The sequence below is a fragment of the Mycobacterium toneyamaense genome (assembly GCF_055384815.1).
In genome coordinates, this window is the sequence record NZ_AP040333.1 from 5,619,349 (window position 1) to 5,636,650 (window position 17,302).

The 17,302-nt window shown below is 67.3% G+C and carries 14 protein-coding genes; 5 read left to right on the plus strand and 9 right to left on the minus strand.

The annotated features are described in order from the left end of the window. Positions 1 to 11: 11 nt before the first annotated feature. Genes ACZ5IQ_RS27055 through tgt form a run of 3 tightly spaced genes read right to left on the minus strand, consistent with a single transcriptional unit; the run spans position 12 to position 3,373 of the window. The gene (locus ACZ5IQ_RS27055) at positions 12 to 851 is read right to left on the minus strand and encodes an SDR family NAD(P)-dependent oxidoreductase (protein WP_061000411.1); all 840 of its coding nucleotides are present in this window, start codon (positions 849 to 851) and stop codon (positions 12 to 14) included. A 23-nt stretch (positions 852 to 874) separates the two neighbouring features. After that, the gene (locus tag ACZ5IQ_RS27060) at positions 875 to 2,104 is read right to left on the minus strand and encodes a cytochrome P450 (protein WP_464480532.1); all 1,230 of its coding nucleotides are present in this window, start codon (positions 2,102 to 2,104) and stop codon (positions 875 to 877) included. A gap of 42 nt (positions 2,105 to 2,146) precedes the next feature. Continuing rightward, positions 2,147 to 3,373, minus strand: a complete 1,227-nt coding sequence (gene tgt, locus ACZ5IQ_RS27065; protein WP_464480533.1) for a tRNA guanosine(34) transglycosylase Tgt — start codon at positions 3,371 to 3,373, stop codon at positions 2,147 to 2,149. Between the two features lie 180 nt (positions 3,374 to 3,553). On the opposite strand from tgt, the gene ACZ5IQ_RS27070 reads away from it, so the two are divergent. Together ACZ5IQ_RS27070 and ACZ5IQ_RS27075 are read left to right on the plus strand one after the other, a co-directional pair. Next, the gene (locus ACZ5IQ_RS27070) at positions 3,554 to 4,045 is read left to right on the plus strand and encodes a lipoprotein LpqH (protein ID WP_133426124.1); all 492 of its coding nucleotides are present in this window, start codon (positions 3,554 to 3,556) and stop codon (positions 4,043 to 4,045) included. A gap of 142 nt (positions 4,046 to 4,187) precedes the next feature. Then, a complete protein-coding gene (locus tag ACZ5IQ_RS27075) occupies positions 4,188 to 5,741 on the plus strand; it encodes a PE-PPE domain-containing protein (protein ID WP_464480534.1) in 1,554 nt (517 codons plus the stop codon). A 7-nt stretch (positions 5,742 to 5,748) separates the two neighbouring features. Here the strand turns inward: ACZ5IQ_RS27075 and ACZ5IQ_RS27080 are convergent, their stop codons facing one another. Then, the gene (locus tag ACZ5IQ_RS27080; RefSeq protein ID WP_244872739.1) at positions 5,749 to 8,505 is read right to left on the minus strand and encodes a helix-turn-helix transcriptional regulator; all 2,757 of its coding nucleotides are present in this window, start codon (positions 8,503 to 8,505) and stop codon (positions 5,749 to 5,751) included. Positions 8,506 to 8,559: 54 nt separating this feature from the next. Next, positions 8,560 to 8,841 (minus strand): hypothetical protein, encoded by a 282-nt coding sequence (locus ACZ5IQ_RS27085; protein WP_212807413.1) that lies wholly within the window; start codon positions 8,839 to 8,841, stop codon positions 8,560 to 8,562. A gap of 367 nt (positions 8,842 to 9,208) precedes the next feature. Here ACZ5IQ_RS27085 and ACZ5IQ_RS27090 point away from each other — a divergent pair, with 367 nt between their 5' ends. Together ACZ5IQ_RS27090 and ACZ5IQ_RS27095 are read left to right on the plus strand one after the other, a co-directional pair. Continuing rightward, positions 9,209 to 10,231 carry a helix-turn-helix transcriptional regulator gene (locus tag ACZ5IQ_RS27090; RefSeq protein WP_212807414.1) on the plus strand — a complete coding sequence of 341 codons (1,023 nt, stop codon included), beginning with the start codon at positions 9,209 to 9,211 and terminating at the stop codon, positions 10,229 to 10,231. 82 nt (positions 10,232 to 10,313) lie between these two features. Further along, on the plus strand, positions 10,314 to 11,801 hold the full coding sequence (locus ACZ5IQ_RS27095; protein WP_212807415.1) for an FAD-dependent oxidoreductase: 1,488 nt from the start codon (positions 10,314 to 10,316) through the stop codon (positions 11,799 to 11,801). Here ACZ5IQ_RS27095 and ACZ5IQ_RS27100 read toward each other — a convergent pair. From ACZ5IQ_RS27100 to ACZ5IQ_RS27110, 3 genes are all read right to left on the minus strand, one after another. Beyond that, positions 11,787 to 13,133, minus strand: coding sequence for an APC family permease (locus ACZ5IQ_RS27100; RefSeq protein ID WP_212807416.1), 1,347 nt, complete (start codon positions 13,131 to 13,133; stop codon positions 11,787 to 11,789). The two genes, ACZ5IQ_RS27095 and ACZ5IQ_RS27100, sit on opposite strands and share 15 nt — an antisense overlap. Further along, a complete protein-coding gene (locus ACZ5IQ_RS27105; RefSeq protein WP_212807417.1) occupies positions 13,130 to 14,020 on the minus strand; it encodes a carbon-nitrogen hydrolase family protein in 891 nt (296 codons plus the stop codon). The genes ACZ5IQ_RS27100 and ACZ5IQ_RS27105 overlap by 4 nt, the downstream gene beginning before the upstream one ends. A gap of 114 nt (positions 14,021 to 14,134) precedes the next feature. Beyond that, positions 14,135 to 15,058, minus strand: a complete 924-nt coding sequence (locus ACZ5IQ_RS27110; RefSeq protein ID WP_212807418.1) for a CE1 family esterase — start codon at positions 15,056 to 15,058, stop codon at positions 14,135 to 14,137. A 49-nt stretch (positions 15,059 to 15,107) separates the two neighbouring features. Between ACZ5IQ_RS27110 and ACZ5IQ_RS27115 the strand changes: the two genes are divergently transcribed. Continuing rightward, entirely contained in the window at positions 15,108 to 15,854 is a 747-nt protein-coding gene (locus tag ACZ5IQ_RS27115) for a pirin family protein (RefSeq protein ID WP_212807419.1), read from the plus strand. Here ACZ5IQ_RS27115 and ACZ5IQ_RS27120 read toward each other — a convergent pair whose 3' ends face one another. Further along, positions 15,855 to 17,270 carry a phytoene desaturase family protein gene (locus ACZ5IQ_RS27120; protein WP_318983929.1) on the minus strand — a complete coding sequence of 472 codons (1,416 nt, stop codon included), beginning with the start codon at positions 17,268 to 17,270 and terminating at the stop codon, positions 15,855 to 15,857. Positions 17,271 to 17,302: the final 32 nt, after the last annotated feature.

The following is a 17,302-nucleotide window of genomic DNA, read 5'->3' on the forward strand; positions in this document are numbered from 1 at the left end:
GCCCGGAGTCGTCACACCCGCCGCGGCACTCCGAAGACCTTGGCCAGCAAGAACCCGCGGACGGACGCCGGGATGTTCGTCATGAGCGCGGCCTGCAACTTCGGCCCCAGCCCGACGATGTACCGCGCCTTGGGCCGCCGCGCGGTGAGCGCTTCCTCCACCACCGCAACGACTTTCGCCGGATCGACCGCCATCTTCTGCGACAGCGGCACCATCTTCTTCATGCCCGCGATATGCCGGCCGTACAGCGCGTGGTGCGCCGGCGAAACGCCGGCCTCGAGCTCGGTGACCATGTCGTCGGCCTTGCGCCACATGTCCGTATCGGTCTGCGAGGGCTCCACGACCACCACCGGGACACCCCAGGGCCGCAGTTCGATTCGCAGTGCCTCGGCACCGGCTTCCAGCGCGAACTTCGACGCCGCATAGGCGCCGATCATCGGCGTCGACAGCTGGCCGTTGACGCTGGAGATGAACACCACGCGGCCCCGGGACTCCCGCAGCTTGGGCAGCACCGCCGCCGTCACGGCGAACTGACCGACCACGTTGACGTCCAACTGCTTCCGCCAGTCCGCCGGGGTCAGTGTCTCGACGGGACCGGCAACAACGATGCCGGCGTTGTTCACCACTGCGTCGAGCCGGTCCGGCAATGCCGCCGACAGGGCCGCGACGTCATCTTCGGAGGTGACATCGAGGATCACCGCCGAAATCCGTTGCGGGGCCAGCGCCACGACCGCGGCGGCGTCGGCCTTGCTGCGCACTCCGGCGATGACGTCCCATCCGGTGGCGGCGAGGTGCTGCGTGATGGCCAGCCCGATGCCGCGACCGGCGCCGGTGACGAGAACTGAAGGCATGTCCGCGAGGGTAATGGCCCGGGTCAGACAGTGACCGGCAGGCTCGCCAGGCCTCGCAGCGTCAGGTTGGGCTTGTACACGGGCTCACCGGCCAGCTGCGCGTTCGGGAATCGCGCCGCCAGCGCCGACAGCGCGACCGACGCCTCCAACCGGGCCAGCGGCGCGCCGAGACAGAAGTGCGGACCCTTGCCGAACGCCAGATGCTTGATCACGCCACGGTCCGGGTCGAATTCGCCGGGCCGGTCGTACATGCGCGGATCCCGTTGCGCGGCAGCCAGAAGCAGCATCATGATGTCGCCCTTGGGCACCGCCACGTCGCCGATCTGGATGTCCTCCACGGCGACGCGGCTGGTCAGCTGCACCGGCGGATCGAACCGCAATGTCTCCTCGACGATCGCCGACGCCCGCGACGGGTCCGCCGCCAGCGCCGCCCAGTGCTGCGGGTGCCGCAGCATGGCCAGCGCCGCGTTGGCGATGAGGTTGACCGTGGTCTCGTGCCCGGCGATCAGCAGCAGATTGCAGGTCGCGACGATCTCTTCGGAGGTCAGCTGGTCGCCGTCCTCTTCGGCGGCGATCAGCGCGGAGATCAGGTCCTCCCCCGGCGAGCTACGCCGCTCCTCGATGAGGTCCCGCAGATACCCGCGCAGCCAGAGGCCGGCCTCCATCAGGTCGGCGGTGTCATCGGCCGTCTCGTCGTCGACCGCGACAAACGGGTCCAACCCGCCTGCCAGCAACGCCGACGCCCGGCTGAACAGCGGCTCGTCCGCCATCGGCACCCCGAGCAGCCGGCAGATCACCGCAACCGGCAACGGATAGGCCAGGTCGGCCACCACATCCATCGTGCCCGTGACACCCTCGAGCAGCCCGTCCACCATGGTCACGATGTCGGCCTCGAGCGCCTTGATCACCTTGGGCGCGAACGCTTTCTGTGCCAGCCCGCGCAGCCGGGTGTGGTCCGGCGGATCGAGGAACAGGAACCCCGGTTCACCGAAGGGCCGGGCCTGCCGCTGGCCGGCGGCGATCTGCTTCTGCGTCAGCGTCGACTTCAACCGGTCGTTGGCCGATGCCGGGTGCCGCAGCACCTCGTCGCACTCGGCGAAGCCGGGAAACACCACCAGATTCGCGTCGGGCAGTGCCAGCGGTCCGCTGTCCAGGAATCGCTCGTACAGCGGGTACGGATCGGCCCGGTTGCCCGGATCCATCAACCCGAGAAGCAAGGTTTGCGGGTCGATCACTCCGGGTGCACCAGTCATACAAGCAATTGTGCACAGCGCCGGATCGCCGCAGGTGGCCAGCTATCGGGACCCGTAGTAGCGCCCCAGCACGTGGTCCCGCAGCTCGTCGAACTCACCGGCGCCGATCGCGGCGCGGATCTGGTCGACGAGCCGGATGATGAACCGCTCGTTGTGGATCGTCCCCAGCGTGGACGCCAGAATCTCCTTGGCCTTGAACAGGTGGTGCATGTACGCCCGGGTGTAGTTGGCGCAGGTGTAGCAATCGCATTCGGCGTCAATGGGATTGAAGTCGCGCTTGAACCGGGCGTTGGTGACGTTGAAACGGCCGGTCGCCGAGTACATCGCGGCGTTACGGGCGACCCGCGACGGCGACACGCAGTCGAAGGTGTCGGCGCCGGCCTCGATGGCGGCGAACAGGTCATCGGGCTCGCTGATACCGAGCAGATGCCGCGGTTTGTCGTCGGGCAGTTCGTCGGTGACCCAGCCGACGATGGTCGCCAGGTTCTGCTTCTCGAGCGCGCCCCCGATGCCGTATCCGTCGAAGCCGTGCCCGTCGTCGTCGACGATGCCGACGAGCCCCTTGGTGGCCTGGCGGCGCAGGTCTTCGTACTGCGCGCCCTGCACCACCCCGAACAGCGCCTGCGCCGGCTTGCCCGCGCGTTCGATGCTCAGTCGGCGGTGTTCGGCCAGGCAGCGCACCGCCCACCGGTGGGTGCGTTCCACCGAACGTTCTTGATAGGCACGGGTGTTCACCAGGGTGGTCAACTCGTCGAAGGCGAAGATGATGTCCGCGCCCAGCTGGTGCTGGATGCCGATGGACACCTCGGGTGTGAAGCGGTGTTTGTCGCCGTTGAGGTGCGAGCGGAACGTCACGCCGTCTTCGTCGACATGGGCCAGCCGCTCTTTTCCCTCGGCAATGATGTCGTCGGCCTGCAACCGGGCCGTGTCCATGGCCAGCACCTTCTTGAAGCCCACCCCGAGCGACATCACCTGAAAGCCGCCGCTGTCGGTGAACGTCGGCCCGGGCCAGTTCATGAATGCGCCGAGCCCGCCCGCCTCGTCCACAACATCGGGCCCGGGCTGCAGGTACAGGTGGTAGGCGTTGGACAGAAGCGCCTGCACCCCAAGCGATTTCATGGTCTCCGGCAGGACGCCCTTGACCGTCGCCGCGGTACCGACGGCGATGAACGCCGGGGTCTGGATGTCACCGTGCGGAGTGTGGATCACGCCGGCCCGGCCGCGCCGGCCCGGCAGCTGCGCGGTGACTTCGAAGAACTGCTGACTCACCGCTGTATTCAATCAATTGTCCGCCCCGACTCCCGAATGCCGGCTAACTACGCGGAAACAAACAGGTCAGGACGGTTACAGGGATTTTCTGTGAATTTGGTGAAAGGGCGGTTGGCGGACCCCATAATGCACTGGATGACCCGCCGTCCGGACGGTTCGCACAAATTAGGAGCACAAGTTATGAAGCGTGGTTTGGTTGTCGCGGTCGCTGGTGCCGCGGTTCTGGCCGCCGGTCTGACCGGCTGTTCCAAGGATGACAAGAAGTCGTCCGGCTCGTCGGCCACCGCGTCGGCCTCGGCGTCGTCGGCTGCGGGTAACTCCACCGCGGGCTCCGGCACCGCGAAGGTCAGCATCGACGGCAAGGCCCAGGACGTTCAGGGCCAGATCGGCTGCACCACGGCGGCCGGCAACCTGGTCATCGCCATCGGCAACGCCTCGGGCGGCCTGGGCGTCACCCTGACCGACGCCGACCCGCCGGTCGTCAAGACCGTCGGCCTGGGCGCCGTCAACGGCGTCACCCTGGGTTACACCGACGGTGTCCCGGGCGGCGAAGCCAAGGCCACCAAGGACGGCAAGACCTACAAGATCAGCGGCACCGCAACCGGGGTCGACATGGCCAACCCGATGGAGCCCACCAAGAAGCCCTTCGAGATCGAGGTGACCTGCCCCTAGCAGGCACTCACGAGAGACACGGGTGGTGTTCCGGATTATCGGAACACCACCCGTTTTCTGTTCCGGGGGAAGTTGCAAATTCCCATCTAAAGGCCTGGTCGCGGGAGTAGCGTCCGGTTCACGCCTAGTCGGGGGAGCGTCGATGTCAGTGCAGATGTTGCCGGCCATCAGTCCTGCCGTTCGCGGAATGCCACGCGTCTTCCTGTTGGTCGCACTGTGCTGTGCACTGCTCGTGAGTCCGGCCACCAACATCACGTCGAGCTTCGTCGTCGGCCTGATGAACACCGTGATCGGCATCGGTGGCCGGGGCGATCCGACGTCGGCCAACATCCCGGCCAAGCTCAACCACACCGTCGTGCCGCCCGGCTACGCCTACCTGCCCATCAACTACCCGGCGTCGATCCAGCTGTCGGCGAGCACGACGGTCTCCGGGCCGAAGGTGTACGACGCCATCACGTCCCGGCCTGGCGAGCAGCTGATCGTCGCCGGCTATTCGGAAGGCAGTCTGGGCGCCGAGTGGGCCAAACGTCGGCTGCTGGCCAATGGCACCGGCCCCGCGCCATCGCAATTGTCGTTCGTGATGATCGGCTCGCCGTTCGCCGGCAACGGCGGCATCTTCGAGCGGTTCCCCGGCATGAATGTGCCCTTCATCGTCAACAATCAGGGCCCGTCCGCACCGTCGCCCTACGACACCACGTTCTATACGCGTGAGTACGACCCGTACGCCGACTTCCCGGCCTATTTCAATCCACTCTCGTTGGCCAACAGCCTGCTCGGCGTGATGTACGCACACCCCGATGCGTACTACGACTCGTACATCCCCGGCACCACGCCCGCCATCATCACCGTCGTGCCCGACAACGGCGCCGGCGGCACGGACACCTACGTGTTCATCAGGACTCCCGATCTGCCGCTGCTGGTGCCGCTGCGCATCGGCGCCGGAGCCATCGGATTGACACCGTTGGTCAAACCGCTGCTGGACGCTGTCGAGCCGCTGCTGCGGGTGCTGGTCGACATGGGCTACACCGACCGCGACAACCTGAATCCGGCCAAGAAGACACCGTTCTCGTTGTTCACGCCGCTGTCGAAGATCGTCGAGACGCTGAACGCGATACCCGGTGCCCTGCAGGAAGGCGCCAACAACTTCGTCGACGACATCCGGGCCGAACTGCACCTGCCGCCCCTGGCGGCGACACCAGCGGTCACTCCCCCGGTGACCACTCTGGATGTCTCCGCCAAGAAGACCGCGACTCTGGCGCCCGTGGCGGCGACGGTCGAGGACAAGCCCGCGGCGGGCACGAAGGTCGACGACACCGACACCAAGACCGACGTGAAGACCGACCCGAAGACCGACGTCAAGACGGACCCGAAGGCCGACGTCAAGAGCGAGCCGGCGCAATCGCCCGCCGCGACGCCGGCCACCGACACCGATCAGAAGCCGGCCGACGCCACCGACCCTGAACCGAAATCGACCAAGCCGCAGTCAGATCCGGACACGCCACCGGTCAAGTCGACCAAGCCGAAGACCGATCCCGACGCGCCGCCGGTGAAGGTCACCAAGCCGAAGAAAAAGAAGAACGCGCCCACCACGGACGCCGACACCCCCAAAGATGCCTCGAAGACCGGGCCGAAGACGGGTGCCACGGCCGGAGCGAAGGACAACCCCAAGACCGAGCCCAGCCCAGCCGCGGCCTGAGTCGCCGTCAGGACGTCGGTTCGGGCCGCGTGATGCGCCAACCGAGTTCGGCCCGCGACCGGATCCCCAACTTCCGATAAATCCGGGACAAGTGCACCTCCACCGTCTTGGCACTGACGAACAACTTCGCCGCCACCTCACGATTACTCATCCCCGACGCCACCAACTCGGCAATCCGACGCTCCGACGCCGTCAGCACCGCACCCCGATCAGACCGCTCATCGATCCGACCCAACGCACGCCGCGCCTGCTCCGCCCACAACGGCGTACCCAGCCCCTCGAACGCCCCCAACGCCTCCTGCAACGTCACCACCGCCACCGCCCGCCGACGCTGACGACGCTGCAACTGCCCCAACACCAACACCGTGCGCGCCCGCTCAAAAGGCATCCACAACCCGTCATGCTCGACCAACGCACACTCAGCGACCGCCACCGCCTCATCCACACGGCCCAGCGCACCCAACACCAGAGCCCGGCACCGCCCACCGACCGCCAACATCCACCCACGACCCAACCGCCGACCATTGGCCTCCAAAGCCACCACCAACGACTCGGCCTCAGCCAATCGACCCAACCCCACCAACGCCTCCACCGCATCAGGCACCCACTCGGCGACGTAAATCTCCGTCGCCTCGGGCCGCTGCGCGAAGGTCGACAACAACGGCTCGAGCGCGGCCAGCGCGGCGTCGTAGTTGCCCAGCGAGAGGTCCAGGAAGCCGAGGGCCATGATCGCCCATCCGGTCAAGATGAAGCACTCGGACAGGGGCACGGTGGCAAGGACGTCGCGGACCGCGTCACGCGCGGTGTCCTCCCTCCCCGCATACGCGGCGCACCGCGCGCGCATGACCAGGGCCGCGGTGTGGTGGAAGCCGCCGAGATGCACGGCGCGTTCCATGGCGTCGTCTGCCAGCAGCGTGGCGGCGGCAAGGTCCCCGCGCCAGATCTCGTTGTGGACGGCGTTGATCGCGACAAAGTTCTGGTCGGTCTCCACTCCGCCGTCGATGCACTGCTGCCTGATGGCGCGGAACTCGGCGCGTGCCGCATCGAGTTTCCCGGTGCACGACCACAAGGTGGCCCTGTGCATGCGGGGCAGGAAGAATGCCGACGTGGCCGCGTCTCCGTCGTCCAAATCGATTGCCCGCTGCAGACTTTCCTCGTCGACGCCCTCGCCCAGCCAGAATCGCACCAAGGTCCGCATGCTCAGCGCCTGACTCAGCAACCCGGGCTGCCCGAGCCGGGTTGCACAATCGGTGGCTTCGTCGATTCGGCGTGCCGCGAGCGCGTGCTGGTCGATGTTGTAGAGCGCAAACGACATCGGCACCAAGATCTGCACCCGCGCCGCCAGATCGGCTGCGGCCTCATCGAGAGCACGCTCGAGCAGTCGAGCTGCCCCGCTGTGACTTCGATCGACGATCTCGATGGCGCCGAGCAAGCTGAACGCTTGCGCCCGAACCGGTCCCGGGACAGCTTCTCCCACCGTCCGATTGAGCAGCGATCGGGCGCGGTCGGCGTCGCCGGCGTTGTAGTGGTGGCTCGCCTGGCGGATCCGGCGCTCGGGGGTGTCGCCGCCGAGTCCGGCTGCCAGATCGAGCAATTCGGCCGCGGCGGCCGGGGCACCCCGGATGAGCGCTCTCTCCGCGGCGATGTCCAGGGCTTCCAGCGTGTGCGGATCGCCCCGCGTGACCGAGAGCGCGAGATGACGGGCGTGCAGCTCCGGATCGTCGATGGCCGCAGCCAGCCGGCGATGCGTCGCACGCCGTTGCGCCGGGGTCGCGGCAGCATAGACCCCGGCCGCCAACAGCGGGTGCGTGAAGCGAATTCGCTGCCCCTCGATCCCGACGATCCCATTGGCCTCGGCGTCCTCCAACAGCGCCACGACGCCGTCCGCCGGCAAATCCCTCACGCGGGCAACAAGTTCCACCGACGGGGTGGCAGCACACGCCACCACCAACAACGCCTCGCGCGCGTCAGCGCCGACGCTGCCGATCCTGTCCTGGACCAACTCGGCGAGCGAGCCCGGCCATGACATCTCGCCTGTCGACGCCGGAGTACCGATCGTGCGGGCCAGTTCGAGCGCATAGAACGGGTTGCCACCGGAAATCTCGTGAATCCGGACCATGGTGGGCCGGGGCAGACTCAGCCCCAGCCGCTCGGCGAGCAGACCGTGCAATTTCCCAAGGCTCAGGGGCGACAACTGGATCCGGGTGATCGCGTCCGCTCTCGGCAGCTGCAGCCACGACACCGCGGCACCGTGTAGAGATTCGGTGCGGACCGTACCGACCACGGCGACCCGGCCCACCAGTCGCCGCGCGGCGAAAGCCACCACCTGCCGGCTCGAGGTGTCCAGCCATTGCAGATCGTCGATCGCGATGATCACCGGCGACTCATCAGCCAGCCGCTCGATCACCGACAGGAAGCCGGCCGCCACCGCCCGCGGATCCGTCGCCTCGTCATCGTCACCCGCCCCGCGCAACAACACCCGGTCCATCGCGATCCGCTGCGGGGCAGGCAAATCCGTCAACACGGCGGCATCGACGGCGCCCAACAGATCGGCAAGTGCGGCGTAGGCCAACACCGACTCCGCCGCAGCCGTACGCGCCGACAACACCCGGACACCCGAGGTGCGTGCCTGATCGATCACCGACAACCACAGCGTCGTCTTCCCGATGCCGGCCTCACCCTCCAGGAGCAAGGCGGCGGGCCACCGTGACGGGGCCAGGAACTCGCCGATCACTCGCGGCTCGTCCAGGCGATTTCCCAGCACACCGCGATTATGCGCTGTGAAATTCCTTGGGGATACCCCTACGGAAACTATGCGTCAGCCCGGAAACTCGATGTCTTTCGCCACACTGAGACGCTGCGCGGGAAACCCGGCCCGGTCACATGTCCGGGTGACGATGTCCGCGGAGTCGGCCACGAAAATCCCGAAAGCCACCTCGTCGTTGGGCACCGAAATCACGGTTGCGACGCGTACCGATGCCTCGGTGGTGGACAGTGACAGGGCTGCCGCAGCAAGCGTCGCGGCCGCTTCAGCAAGCATCGGCCCGATGAAACTCGGGTGGTACCACTCGACGAGATAGCACGGCTCCACCGGAAGCATGAACGCAACGTATGACATGGACCGCGCGAGCGAAATAAGGGTTCTCCCTAACCCTGCCGCTAGCACTTCATCGGGGTTCGAGAGTGCGCACAGATCGCGATCCCCCGCTAATCGCGATCTGTCCGCACGCTCGGCGCCGCCGAGCCACTCTCAGCGATCACCCAGCCAACACTTTACATACCATTGGTCTTGAATTACGATTTCCGCAGCACCTGTCCATTCATGGGGGGATCACGTCGCGAAAGGCGCCAGACGTGACCGCAACACATCTCAGGGAGCGTCGGCCGTGGTCACGGTCGAGGACTTCTCACGCGTAGTCTCCTCGATCTACGATTCCGCGGTCCAGCCAGAGCGATGGACCGCGACAATGGCCCAACTCCACACCATGTTCGAGGCAACCGGTGGGGCTGCCCTGGTATTGGCCGATGGCGTGAGCCGCGCACCCCAGAGCGTCACCATCCCGACCGACGCCCTGGCCGAGTACGCCGAGTACTACCGTCACATCGACTACCTCCTCGAGGCCGTCGAGAACGGGCCCGTCGGGTATGTGCACAGCTGCCAGGAACTCGCCGAGCTGCAGCCGCAGGCAGAGTTCCTCATGGACTGGATGCGGCCGCACCGACTCGACGACGGGCTGTTCGTCCGCCTGACCGATGGACCGCAGCCTGCCACCTGGCTCGTCGCCACCGAGAAACGTTCCGACCCGTTCGACACCCCGGACCGCGTCCACCTCACAGAGGCACTGGTCCCCCACTTCCAGCGCGCATTGCGCATCCAGCACGACCTCAGCGCGGCCACCCATCAAATCCGGAACATCTCGTCGGCGATGGACAACGTCACGCGCATCGGGATGGCCGTCGTGGACTGCACGTTGTCGGTGCGATACCTGAACACCGCGGCCGAGAACATCGTCCGCCGGCACGACGGATTGACCATCCGGGAAGGCTCGTTCGAGTTCGCGCACCCGCCCGCCGACGCAGCGCTGCGCCACGGCATCAACGCCGCACTCGGGCAGACCGGATCGGTGGTGCGGGGCGGCACCTCGCTGTTGTGCCCGCGCCCATCGGGCCTGCGCCCGTACGTGATTCACGTGCTGCCGTTCCAGCACGTGACGGCTCCGCTCGCCGAATCGCGGGCGCTGGTGCTCATCCTCGATCCCGAGCGACACCCGGAACCGGACACCGAGATGCTGCGCCGCCTGTACGGGTTGACGACGGCCGAAGCGGCAGTGGCCATCAGGCTGATACAGGGCGACGGCATCAAGCCCATCGCCGAGAGCATGTGCCTGTCTGCCGGCACTGTCCGAACCCACGTGCAACACATCTTCGACAAGACGGGCACCCACCGCCAGGCCGAGCTCGTGCGCACGCTGCTCGCCATATCCCTGTAGTGCGCCAAGGAAATACGCCAATCGACTGATTGCACCGGCGGGCCCGATGCCGGAGCCTTTTTCCAAGGAACAAGGAGGCCTCATGGGCAACGACACCACCGGACCTGGAATCCAGCGCTGCGACGTCTGCATCGTCGGGGCCGGAATCGCCGGTCTGAACGCCCTTTTCACCACCTCCCAGTACCTGTCGCCGGGTCAGCGGGTGATCCTGCTGGACCGTCGGCACCGACCGGGCGGCATGTGGGTCGACACCTACGACTACGTGCGCCTGCACCAGCCACACCCGTTCTTCACCGTCGGGAACATCGGGTGGACACTGGGCGCCGAACCGTCGCACCTGGCCACCAAACACGAAGTGCTGGCGCACTTCGACCATTGCCTCGACGTGCTGCGCCGGCGCATCGCGGTGGACGAATATTACGGCTGGACAATGCAATCCGATGCCGAGGCCGACGGCGTGGTCCGCATCCAATGTGCTTCCGACGACGGCCGGAGCATGGTCATCGAAGCCAAGCATCTGATCAAGGCCACCGCAGCCGACGTCGAACCGAACGACCCGCTGCCGGTGTCCAGCACCAGCGTCCACTCGGTGTCACCGAACTACTGCGACATGCGCGGCGGTGACATCGACGCCAGCGGCGCGCCGGTGTGGGTGATCGGCAGCGGCAAGACCGCGATGGACACCGCGTACGCACTGATCACCCGTCACCCCGGACGCGAGGTGAATCTGCTGGCCGGTTCGGGAACCTACTTCGCGCACCGCGACCGCCTGTTCCCGACCGGCGGCAAGCGATGGTGGGGTGGACTGACGTTCAATGCCTTGGTCGACGACCTGACGCGGCTGTTCGACGGCACCAACGAAGAAGAAGTGGCCCGCCGCTGGCGGGAACGCTGCGGGGTGTGGGTGACGCCCGAGACCGGCAATTTCCTGCTCGGGTTGTTGTCGACGGCGGAGCGCGACGCCATCGCCGCCGGTCTGGCCGACATTGTCATGGACCATTTCGTGGATGCCGTCGATCGCGACGGGCGGACCGAACTGCAGTTGCGCAGCGGCGCCGTCCGGGAGATCGATCCGGACAGCTGGATCGTCAACTGCACCGGGTACCTGCTGAAGCGTTCGGGGCCGTACGAGCCCTACGCGTCGCCCAGCGGCCGGGTGCTGTCATTGAACAGCAGGGCGGCGACACTGCATCTGACGACGTTCATGGGCTACTTCCTGCCCCATCTGATGTTCACCGGCCAACTCACCGAGGTGCCGCTCTACGAGCTCGACATGATCGACCTGCGGCGCAAGTGCAACGCGGTGTTCCCCCACACCTTGATGACGCTGGCGCTGCACAATCTCAGCCTCTTGACGGATGCTTTGCCCGCCAAGGTTTTTCAGGACTGCGGGCTGGACTTCGCGAAGTGGTATCCGATGCCACGTCAGCTCGTCGGGACGGCCCAGTTCCTGGCAACCCACCGCCGTCGGCGTCCGCACCTGCAGCGCACCCTGGATACCGTCGCGCGGCGGTTCGACGTCCACTGCGCCCCGCTCGAGAGGAACAGCGCACGCCTACTCAGCCAGTGACAGCTCCGGCGGCGGGACCCGCAGACCGCGGGTGAGGACCAGTAGGTACACCACGCCGATCGCCATCCAGATCACCCCGAGAGTCAGTGCCGCACTGCCGAGTTGGGTGAGCAGGTAGACGTCGACGATCGCGCCGATCAACGGAATCGCCACGTACGTCAAGGGATTCAGTCGCTTCTCGTGGCGATGCCGGACAAAGTAGCCGATCACCGACAGGTTCACGAGCGTGAAGGCGGTGAAGGCGCCGAAGTTGATGAACGACGTCGACGTCGCGACGCTGAGGAACACCGCCCCCAGGCCGATCAGCCCGCACAGCACGATGTTGAAGACGGGCGTGAAGAACCGGGGCGACAGCTTGCCGAAGAACTTCTTGGGCAACACCGAGTCTCGGCCCATCGCGTACAGCAGCCGGGACACGCTGGCCTGCGCGGCCAGGCCCGAGGTGAACTGGCCGATGATCAGACCGGTCACGAAGAACGCGGCGAACAGCGCCCCGCCGATGGTCCGGGCGGTGTCGGCGGCGAGCGAATCGGCATTCGTGAACGTGCCGCCAGGCTGGACGAGCGTCAGGACGTAGGCGACCGCGACGAAGACCACGCCGCCGATGAGCGCGACGAGCATGATGGCGCGCGGGATGTTGCGCTGCGGATTCTTGGTGTCCTCGGTGAGCGTGCTGACGGCGTCGAACCCGAGGAACGAGTACGCCGCGATGGCCGCGCCCGCGGCGATCGCGGAGAAACCGCCGGTGCCGCTGAACGGTGTGCCGGACAGCAGCGAGCCGGCGCCGTGGTGAGAGACCATGTGGGCCACCGCGAAACCGACGAACAGGGCGATCACCAGGAACTGCAGGGCCATCAGGACCAGATTGGCCTTGTCGGCCACCTTGAGTCCGAGGATGTTCAGCGCGGTCGTCAGAACGATGAAGAGCACGATCCACACCCACGCCGGTACCGACGGGAATTCACCGGTCAGGTACGCGGCGCCGATCAACCAGATGACCAGCGGCAGGAACAGGTAGTCGAGCAGGATCGTCCAGCCGACCAGGAACCCGAGCCGCGAATCCAGCGCCTTGCGGACGTAGGTGTACGACGAGCCCGCGACCGGATAGTGCACCGACATCTTCGCGTAGCTCGCGGCGGTGAACAGCATGGCCACGGTGGCCAGCAGATAGGAACCCGCGCTGGCGCCCGCGGACGCCTCGGCGATCACGCCGAAGATGCCCAGGACGATGATCGGCGCCATGTAGGCGAGGCCGAACAGCGTCACGCCACCCAGGCCGAGGGTGGCGTTGAGGTGGCCGGCCTCGTCGGTCTGCTGCGCGGTTTCGGTCATGAGCGTCCTTCGGGGTTGACGGTCTGCGGCTGCCACCGCTGTTGCACGAGCTGGCCGCCGTAGACGGGCAGTTCGATGGGGTCGTCATCGGCGTGCAGCTGTTCCCACACCCGGTTGACCCCGGCGGTGCCATGGGTCCGCACCGCCGTCACCCGGTCGAGGTCGATCGTCAGATACGTGACCTCCGGCTCGGCGTGGGCTGCCTCAGCAAGTACCTCACCCTCGGGTCCGACGTAGATGCTCTGCCCGCGCCCGAGTGGCCCGGCGGCGTTGACGCTGAGGTAGTAGATCTGGTTCGTGATCGCGTTGGCGCGGGCCAGGACGAGTTCCTGCGCGCGGTCGTCGGACGTCGTCTTGACGATGTTGAACACGACCTCCGCGCCGAGCCACGCGATCTGCCGGGTCGCCTCGGGGAACCAGCTGTCGTAACAGATGTTGACGCCCATTCGGCCGACACCGGGTACATCGAAGGTCGTGAAACCGGCGCCGGACGCCCACGGTTCGTGCGGGCGCCACGGGAACACCTTGCGGTACGACGAGACCAGACGACCGTCGGGGTCGAAGACGAGAGCGGTGTTGTAGACCCGGCCGTCGTCGCCGCGCTCGGCGATCGAACCGGGCACCAGCCAGACGCCGGCGTCGGCGGCCACGGCGCCGAGCCGCTGCGCGAGCGGTCCGGTGAGCGGCTCGGCAACCGCGTCGAAATAGGCCGCAGGGTCGTCGGCGCCGTCGCTCGCGCCGAGCAGGTGAATCTCGGGGAAGACCACCATCTGGGTGTCCGGGTGCTCAGCGCGGATCGCCGCGAGCTCCGCAGTCAGTTCGGCCACCGGGTCGTCGCCCTGCAGTGGGCTGGCCTGGACGAGGGCAACCCGCCAATGTCTGCTCATCTCACCTCACCGTCGGCGGTCACGGCCCTAGTGTGCGCCGGGACACAGTTCAACGCTCGGACAATCTGGGGATTTTGCGTGTGCCCATTCGACATTCCGTACACCGGCGTGGTTTCAGCGATGATGCGCGTCGAAGAACCGCCAGATGACGTCGGTCGCGTTCAGCGCCGTCGACGGCGGCGGCAGGTCGCCAAGTCGTTGCGCCAACGGGCTCGGGACGCCGCCGGGCCACTGATGGCCGGCGCCGGCGATGCTGATGAGTTCGACGGTGCGGCCGCCGGGACAGTCGGCGGCCTGTGTCGTCACGGCGCCGGCAGTCGATGTCACCGGAGCACCGCACGCGTCGATGCCCCGCCACGTCGCGTTTACCGCGGGCACCGACGGCCCGTCGACGTTGGGCGCACCGGTGAGCGTCCGGGCCTTGCCCGGCCCGCCGTCGAACGGGACGCGGTCGTCGGCGGTCCCGTGGATCTGCAGCACCGAGGTCGGTGCGGCGTGCGAACAGTCGGTCAACAGCGTCCCGGCGACGGGGGCGACCGCGGCGAACAGGTCCGTCTGGCACGCGAGGCGCAGCGCCATCATCGCGCCGTTGGACATCCCGGCGACGTAGACCCGGGCCGGATCGATGGGCAGCTGCGCTTCGATCGCACCGACCATGGCGGTGATGAACCCGACGTCGTCGATGTCGCGGTTCTTCGGTATCCCGCAACAGGTCCCGGCGTTCCAGGCGCGATCCATGCCGTCGGGATAGGCGACGACGAACCGGCCGGCGTCGGCCTCGGCGTCCCAGTTGTAGGCGCGCTCGGCCTGCGCCCCGTCGCCGTACCCGCCGTGCAGCATGACGACCAGCGGCGCCGGGCCGCTGAGCCCGTCGGGCCGGTAGAGGTGGAAGGTGCGGGTCAGGCCACCGGACTGCACCGACTGACTCGACGCGTTTGTCGGGGCACCGGAGGCCGGGTGCGTGCCGCAGCCGGCGAGCGCCGGCAGCGCGAAGACGAGCATGACGGCACTCAGTGCCCACAGCAGCCGGCGGCTCATGCGTCCATGGTGCACCCCGCATCCGACCCACGCCTGCCAGAATTGAGCGGTGACTTCAGCAATTCGCGTCATCCGCGCTGACGAACGCTGGCACTGGCGCAACGAGTGGCTGGAATCGTGGCAGTCGTTCCCGGCGACCGGTAACTTCGATCTGGCGGCCAACGCGCACGGCCTGCTGATGATCAACAACGACGACACTGTCGACCCCGGTGAGGGCTTCGACGCGCACGACCACCGGGATATGGAGATCATCACCTGGGTGCTCGAAGGCTCACTGGTACACAAGGATTCGTTGGGCAACGAGAGCACCATCTATCCGGGCCTGGCCCAGCGGATGAGCGCGGGCACCGGCCTGCGGCATTCGGAGCGCAACGGCGCCGGGCGGCAGGAACGCCGGCCGCTGCGGGTCGTCCAGATGTGGATTCCGCCCGAGGAACTCGGCGGTGCACCCAGCTATCAGGAAGCCGACATCTCCACAGCACTCGCCGGAAATGCGTTGATTCCCATGGCTTCTGGCATGCGCAAGTACCGGGACGACGCCGCGATCACCTTCGGCAACAGCTATGCCGCGCTGCACGTCGCACGGTTGGATGCCGGTCACGCGGTGCAGGTGCCGGACGCACCGTACGGCCACGTCTTCGTCACCCGCGGGCAGGCCGAATTCGAAGGCTCCGGTCCGCTGTATCGCGGTGACGCCGTGCGACTCACCGCGAGCGGCGGACAACGCATCACCGCGGCCGACGAGGGCGCCGAAATTCTGGTCTGGGAGATGCACACCGTCGCGGTGAACGTATAGCTAGCGTCCCCACCGCGCCAAGGCGACGGTCGCGGCATTGGCCCCGCACATGCCGTGCCCACCCGGTCCCGGTGGCGTGGCCGCCGAGCAGATGTACATGCCCGGGACACCGATGGTGTACGGCGAGAGCGTGGTTCGCGGCCCGAAGGCCAGCTGCCGGATGTCCTTGGCGCCGGTGTTGATGTCGCCACCCACGTAATTGGTGTTGTAGACCGACATCTCGGTGGTGGACCGCACGGCCTGTCCGACGATGCGATCGCGGAATCCGGGGGCGAACCGCTCGATCTGCGCGATGATCGCCTCGGTGGCGTCGCCGCTGTAGCCATTGGGCACATGCGCATACGCCGACACCGGATTGACAGTGCCGACCGAGCGCTCCGGGTCGGCCAGGTACTGCTGGAACGCCAAGACGAAGGGACGCTGCGGCATCCGGCCCGCGTGGATGTCCCGTTCGGTCGTGGCGATCTCGGCGAAGTCACCGCCCAAATGCACGGTACCGGCCCGGCGGGCCGCCACGTTGGTCCACGGCACATCGCCCTCCACCGCGAAGTCGACCTTGAAAGCGCCTGGGCCGTAACGGAACCGATCGAAGGCGCGCCGCACGCGCGCCGGCAGCCGGTCTCCGAGGATCCCGGCAATGGCAGTCGGCGACAGGTCGAAGACGGTGATGTCGGCGGGCGGCAACTGGGATGCAGCGGTGATCCGCACGCCCGTCTCGATCTTGCCGCCCAACTCGGTCAGCACCGCCTCGAGGGCGTTGGTGATCGCCTGTGATCCCCCGGCGGCCACCGGCCAGCCGTTGGCGTGCCCGGCAGTGATGATGCCCAGCCCGATCGCCGAGGTCAACGGGTGGTGCAGCGGCTGAAAGGTATGTGCGGCAACACCTCCGAACAGCGCACGCGCCTGCGGTGTCCGGAAGACGCGGGCCAGCGCTGCCGCGGGCAGCACCGTCGGCGCCCCGAACCTGGCGAGCCCCAACGGATGTCGCGGCACCCGCAGCAGCGGGCCCATGATGTCCTCGGACAGGGCGTCGAACCGGCGCGACGGTCCACCGAACAGCATTTTCCACCGTGGTCCGTCGGTCCCGAGCCCGGCGGCTGTGGTCTCGACCGAGCGGTAGAGGGCGCCGGCGGAGCCGTCGTCGAGCGGGTGGACGCAGTCGATGTCGGTCCACTTCCACTGCAGGCCATGGCGATCCAGGCCGAGGTCCTTGATGAACCTGGAGCCCGCCGGCATCACATGGATGGCGGCGCAGTCGTCGAACACCAGGCCCGGTAGGACGTACTCGCTGGAGCGGATGCCGCCGCCGATGCGGTCGGTGGCCTCCAGCACCGTGACGTTGATTCCGTTGGCGGCCAAGGTGATGGCGGCGGCGAGTCCGTTGGGCCCGGCGCCGACCACAACCGCATTACTCATGCGCGATCCGCCTTCGCTACCCGCTGGCCCCT